The organism is Xinfangfangia pollutisoli (assembly GCF_020179405.1).
GTDB lineage: Bacteria > Pseudomonadota > Alphaproteobacteria > Rhodobacterales > Rhodobacteraceae > Pseudogemmobacter > Pseudogemmobacter pollutisoli.
In genome coordinates this window covers 1-5,263 of sequence record NZ_JAICBZ010000139.1, presented here as the reverse complement: position 1 = coordinate 5,263, position 5,263 = coordinate 1, and the positions used below count along the sequence as shown (strand labels likewise).

Below are 5,263 nucleotides of genomic sequence, written 5' to 3'. Positions count from 1 at the left end.
CGGCTCGGCCCGCAGGGCGGCGGGATAAAGCGGGATCACCACCGGATCGCCCCGCGCGGCTTCCTGCGCCAGGGCCGCTTCCAGCGCCGCCGCGGTTGCCGCTTCGGGCCCGCCGGGCGCATCGGACAGGATCTCGGCCTCGATCTCGGCCTCGGCCGCCGCACCTGGGTCAAGCTCGGCCATCGCGGCGCCCAGGGCGATTTCCTCGGCGCTGACCTCGTCCTCGATCAGGCCCGAGACATGGCGGATGCCCTGTTCGCGCAAGATCTTCTGCACGCCGCGGATCGTCATGCCCTCGTCATGCAAAAGCCGTTTGATCCCTGACAGCAGGGCCACATCCGACGGGCGGTAATAGCGCCGCCCGCCGGCCCGCTTGACCGGCCGGATCTGCGGGAATCGGCTTTCCCAGAACCGCAGCACATGGGCCGGGGTCTCCAGCGCCTCGGCCACCTCGGATATGGTGCGGAAGGCTTCGGGAGACTTGTCCATACGGGCGTATCCTTACTTCTTCTTCCCCGCCGCGACGCGATCCTTCATCAGATGCGAGGGCCGGAAGGTCAGCACCCGGCGCGGCGAGATCGGCACTTCGTCGCCGGTCTTCGGGTTTCGGCCGATCCGGGCCGATTTGGCCCGAACCGAAAACGTCCCGAAGGACGAAATCTTGACCGTCTCGCCCTCGACCAGGGCGTCGGACATGTGCTGCAGCACGGATTCGACCAGATCGGCCGATTCATTGCGGCTGAGCCCGACCTCTCGGAAGACGGCCTCGGTCAGGTCCATTCGGGTCAGGGTCTTCTCGCTCATCCGTCATCCCCCCTGGTGCTATTGGGGCAGATTGGGCGCGAAGATTTTCCGAGTCAATATCAAAGACTTGGAGCGGCGGCTTCATGCGCCGTCGCAGCGGGTTTTACCAGCGCAGGACGACCGATCCCCAGGCCAGCCCGCCGCCGATCGCCTCGGCCACCAGAAGGTCGCCCTGTTTGATCTGGCCGCGCGCCTTGCCGACCGACAAAGCCAGCGGGATCGAGGCGGCCGAGGTGTTGCCATGATCCTGCACCGTCACCACCACCCGCTCCATCGGCACCTGCATGCGCCGCGCGGTGGCCTCGATGATGCGGATATTGGCCTGATGCGGCACGATCCAATCGACATCCTCGCCCGACAGGTCCAGCTTCTCCAGCGCGGCATGCGCAGTTTCAGCAAGCTTTTCAACGGCATGGCGGAAGACTTCACGCCCTTCCATCCGCAGATGCCCAACCGTGCCGGTCGAGACGCCACCATCGACATAGAGAATGCTGCGATGCCGGCCGTCGGAATTCAGATCGGTCGACAGAATGCCGCGATCGGCCGTGGTGCCCGCGCCTTCGGCCGCTTCCAGCACCAGCGCGCCGGCGCCGTCGCCGAACAGCACGCAGGTGCCGCGATCCGTCCAGTCCATCAGCTTTGAAAAGGTCTCGGCCCCGATCACCAGCACGCGCCTGGCCTGGCCCGACAGGATCATCGCATTGGCATTGGCCAGCGCGAAGACGAAGCCCGCGCAAACCGCCTGCACGTCATAGGCGAAGCCGCGGGTCATCCCGAGGGCGGCCTGCACCATGGTGGCGGCCGACGGAAAGGTCAGATCGGCGGTCGAGGTCGCCAGCACGATCGCGTCGATGTCGTCAGGCTCCAGCCCCGCATCGGCCAGCGCCGCCCGCGCGGCGCGCGCGCCCAGATCCGAGGTGGTCTGGCCTTCGGCCGCGAAATGCCGCCGCTCGATGCCCGAGCGGGTGCGAATCCATTCATCCGAGGTGTCGATCGACTTTTCGAATTCAGCATTGGTTACAATGCGGTCAGGCAGATAATGCCCGACGCCCCTGACCACGGCGCGTGTCGTCATCTTTGCGGATCGCTCCCTGCGCGCGCCTGTTCGGCGGGCTCCACTGCCGCGGCATCCTGCCCGGCTGCGGCGACGGATGCAACCCGCGCCGCCAGTCTTTCGGTAAAGCCGCTGCGCGCCAGCCGATGGGCCAGACCCACCGCCGCGGCAACCCCGGTGGCATCGGCGCCGCCATGGGATTTCACCACCGCACCGTTCAGCCCCAGGAAGACCCCGCCATTCACCCGGCGCGGGTCGATGCGCTTTTGCAGCCGTTTCAACGAGTTCAGCGCCAGAAGTGCCGCGAAGCGCGACAGGATCCCGGCCGAGAAGGCCTCGCGCAGGAAATCGCCCACCAGCTTGGCCGTGCCTTCGCCGGTCTTCAGCGCGACATTGCCGGTGAAGCCATCCATCACGATGACGTTGACATGCGGTGAGGGCAGGTCCGAGCCTTCGATGAAGCCCACATAGTCGAAGCCCGCCGCCGCGCCCGCCGCACGGGTCAGCAGCTCATGCGCTTCCTTCAGCTCGGGCCGGCCCTTGTGTTCCTCGGTGCCGACATTCATCAGCCCGACCTTCGGCAGATCCAGCGCCAGCGCATCCGAGGCATAGGCGGCGCCCATGATCGCGTATTGCAGCAGGTCTTCGGCATCGGCCCGGATATCGGCGCCGACATCCAGCATCACGCTCCAGCCCTGGGGGCTGCGGCTGGGCCAGAGGCAGGCGATGGCGGGGCGGTTGATCCCGGGCAGCTTGCGCAGGCGCAGCATCGACACCGCCATCAGCGCGCCGGTATTGCCGCAGGACACCGCGACGCGGGCCTCGCCTTCCTTGACCGAGTCGATCGCCGACCACATCGAGGTGCCCTGGCCATGGCGCATCACCTGGCTGGGCTTGTCGCCCATGGTCACCACGCGGTCGGAATGGCGCAGCGTCACGCGGCCGCGCAGCGCGGGTTCGCGCGCCAGCAGGGGCGCGATCTGCGCCTCGTCGCCATGCAGGATCACATGCAGATCGTCATGGTCGCGCAGAACAAGCACAAGGCCGGCCACAACAGCAGCCGGCCCACGGTCGCCGCCCATGGCGTCAACCGAAATCACGACGGGCTCGCGGCCCTGCGCGGAGACCATGGAGAGGGCGAGCTTGTCGCTGCTATCGCTTGCCATGGTTCAGGCGGCCGCGAAAGCGGGGCTTATGCCGCGTCTTCGTCGATGTCGACTTCCTTGGCCACGGCCACGACTTCGCGCGCGTCATAGTGACCGCAAGCCGGGCAAACGTGGTGCGGGCGCTTCAGCTCGCCACAGTTCGCGCATTCATTGGGGTTCGCAGCGACCAGCGCATCATGGGCGCGGCGCATGTTGCGGCGGGAACGGGTGACTCGGTTCTGCGGGACAGCCATGTCTCGACCTCGGGGCTAGAGGGGACAGGCCCCTGATTTCCTTTGCGATTCGCTTGACCGGCACTTGTCCGGCCGCGGCGGAACCGCAGCTTGAATGAGGCGCGGAACATACTCGGATTCCCATCGGGCGCAAGGGGGTTTCCGTATCTTTTCCGCGCGTTTGGCCCGGACGCGCCGGTTTCAGCCGGGTTCGTCATCGCCGCCGCTCTTGCCGCCGCCGACCAGGCCCTGCAGGGCGGCGAAGGGGCTGGTCTCGCGCAGATCGGCATCGCGCAGGGGGGCGACGCCGGGGCCGGCGAAGACCGCCTCGCCCAGATCGGCATCGGGCGCGCGCGGATAGGGCGGCAGGGCCAGGGCCAGCGCCTCGCGGGCGACCTCGGCAATGTCGATCCGCTCGGGCAGCGGCTCGACGCTGTCATCTTCGGACAGTTCCACCTCGTCGCCCTCGGGTTCGACATAATCGGCCAGATAGCGGCGCAGCACCGGCTCGTCGATCCGCGCCGGCACCGGGGCCAGCGTCACCACGCAGGCCTGGGTCACATCGGCGGAAAGCTGCGCGGTCAGGGCGAAATCCTCGCGCCCCTCGGGGCGGATCTCGCCGGCAAAGCGCAGCCGGGCGATGGCCGGCAGATCCAGCGACCGCGCCAGCGCCGCGCGCGCCTCGGGGCCGGCCTCCCAGGCGAAATGGGTGGATTTGCGATGCGGCAGGGCACCGGTGCGATAGGCGGGGGCGGGCGGTTCGGCTTCGGCTTTGGTCATGGGTCCGGTTCGGCTCGACAGGAAGACAGGCGGCGGGAAGATGCGGCGCCGGGGCGCACGCGGTCCGTTCTTGAACATAGGGCGTGGCATCTGCTATCCCAAGGCGCAAGGGTCAATCCGGGCCGCAGGGCCGCGGATATGCAGGGCCGGCGCGATCTGGCCGAAGAAGATGGGGCAGGAATGGCGGTAAGGGAACAGGGCGCGCGGCGCCAGGGCGGCAACGCCGGGGGCGCGGGCCGGTCCATCCCGGGGGTCAGGCTGGTCGTGGCGGCGCTGTGCCTGCTGGCGGTTGCCTGCACGGCGATCTATCGCAACCATGGCTATGTGCCCGCCGAGGACGAGTTGGCCCAGATCAAGGTTGGCGTCGACACGCGTGAGACGGTGGCCGAGAAGATCGGTCGCCCCTCTGCCGAGGGGCTGCTGAACGATCAGGGCTGGTACTATGTGCAAAGCCGCTTCAAGACCGTAGGCCCCCGCCAGCCGGAAGAGATCGAACGCCAGGTCCTGGCCGTGACCTTCAGCGACCGCGGCACGGTCGAGAACATCGCCCGCTACGGTCTGGAAGATGGCCGGGTGATCGAAATCTCGCGCAGGGTCACCGAAACCAATGTGAAGGGCGTGGGCTTCATCCGCCAGCTTCTGTCGAATTTCGGCCAGATCCGGCTGGATCAGCTGGTCAACGACTAGGCCTTTTCGCGCGGGGCGGGCGCTTGGTCGTCCCGCCCGGCAGGGCAGGCGCTGGGGCGCGGGGGAAGGGTTCGGTGCAGCCATTTCGGCGCGGCAGAGTGCTGGCCCGTCTGGCCGGATCCGAGGCGGATCTGGACCGCGTTCTTTCGCTGCGGGCGCGGGCCTTCGGGCGCGGGCCCGGGGTCAGCGATCGCGACGGGTTTGACGATCTCTGCCGGCATGTGATGATCGAAACCGCCGAGGGCGCGCTGGCGCTGTGCTACCGGGTGCTGCTGCTGCCCTCGGGTGCGGCGCTGGGGCAAAGCTATGCCGGCGGCTTCTACGATCTGGCGCCCCTGGCCTTCTGGCCGGGGCCGGTGGCCGAGATGGGGCGGTTCTGCCTGGATCCGGCCCATGCCGATGCCGATGCGCTGCGGCTGGCCTGGGCCGCGATGACGCGGATCGTCGACGGGGCAGGGGCCGGGCTGATGACCGGCTGCACCTCATTCCCGGGCACCGACTGGCGGCCGCACCGCGCCGCGCTGGCGCTGTTGGCGGCCGGCCATCTGGGCCCCGCGCCG

General features: G+C 68.4%; 8 protein-coding genes. 2 read left to right on the top strand and 6 right to left on the bottom strand.

Annotated elements, in window-relative coordinates:
* The 6 genes from K1Y73_RS21195 to K1Y73_RS21170 form a co-directional block, all read right to left on the bottom strand.
* The coding region (locus K1Y73_RS21195; protein ID WP_225030375.1) for a MerR family transcriptional regulator at positions 1–489 on the bottom strand (489 nt) is incomplete at its 3' end.
* A gap of 12 nt (positions 490–501) precedes the next feature.
* Positions 502–804: an integration host factor subunit alpha gene (gene ihfA / locus K1Y73_RS21190; RefSeq protein ID WP_225030373.1), complete on the bottom strand. Its 303-nt coding sequence runs from the start codon at positions 802–804 to the stop codon at positions 502–504.
* Between the two features lie 103 nt (positions 805–907).
* Positions 908–1,879: a beta-ketoacyl-ACP synthase III gene (locus K1Y73_RS21185; protein WP_225030370.1), complete on the bottom strand. Its 972-nt coding sequence runs from the start codon at positions 1,877–1,879 to the stop codon at positions 908–910.
* Complete coding sequence (plsX, locus tag K1Y73_RS21180) at positions 1,876–3,024, bottom strand: phosphate acyltransferase PlsX (protein ID WP_404819119.1); 1,149 nt, start codon at positions 3,022–3,024, stop codon at positions 1,876–1,878. The genes K1Y73_RS21185 and plsX overlap by 4 nt, the downstream gene beginning before the upstream one ends.
* 26 nt (positions 3,025–3,050) lie before the next feature.
* Complete coding sequence (rpmF, locus tag K1Y73_RS21175) at positions 3,051–3,257, bottom strand: 50S ribosomal protein L32 (protein WP_225030369.1); 207 nt, start codon at positions 3,255–3,257, stop codon at positions 3,051–3,053.
* Between the two features lie 180 nt (positions 3,258–3,437).
* On the bottom strand, positions 3,438–4,016 hold the full coding sequence (locus tag K1Y73_RS21170; RefSeq protein ID WP_225030367.1) for a YceD family protein: 579 nt from the start codon (positions 4,014–4,016) through the stop codon (positions 3,438–3,440).
* A 180-nt stretch (positions 4,017–4,196) separates the two neighbouring features.
* On the opposite strand from K1Y73_RS21170, the gene K1Y73_RS21165 reads away from it, so the two are divergent.
* Both K1Y73_RS21165 and K1Y73_RS21160 read left to right on the top strand, forming a co-directional pair.
* Complete coding sequence (locus tag K1Y73_RS21165) at positions 4,197–4,703, top strand: outer membrane protein assembly factor BamE (protein ID WP_225030365.1); 507 nt, start codon at positions 4,197–4,199, stop codon at positions 4,701–4,703.
* Between the two features lie 98 nt (positions 4,704–4,801).
* Positions 4,802–5,263: GNAT family N-acetyltransferase (locus tag K1Y73_RS21160; protein ID WP_225030363.1), on the top strand; the 462-nt coding region annotated here is incomplete at its 3' end.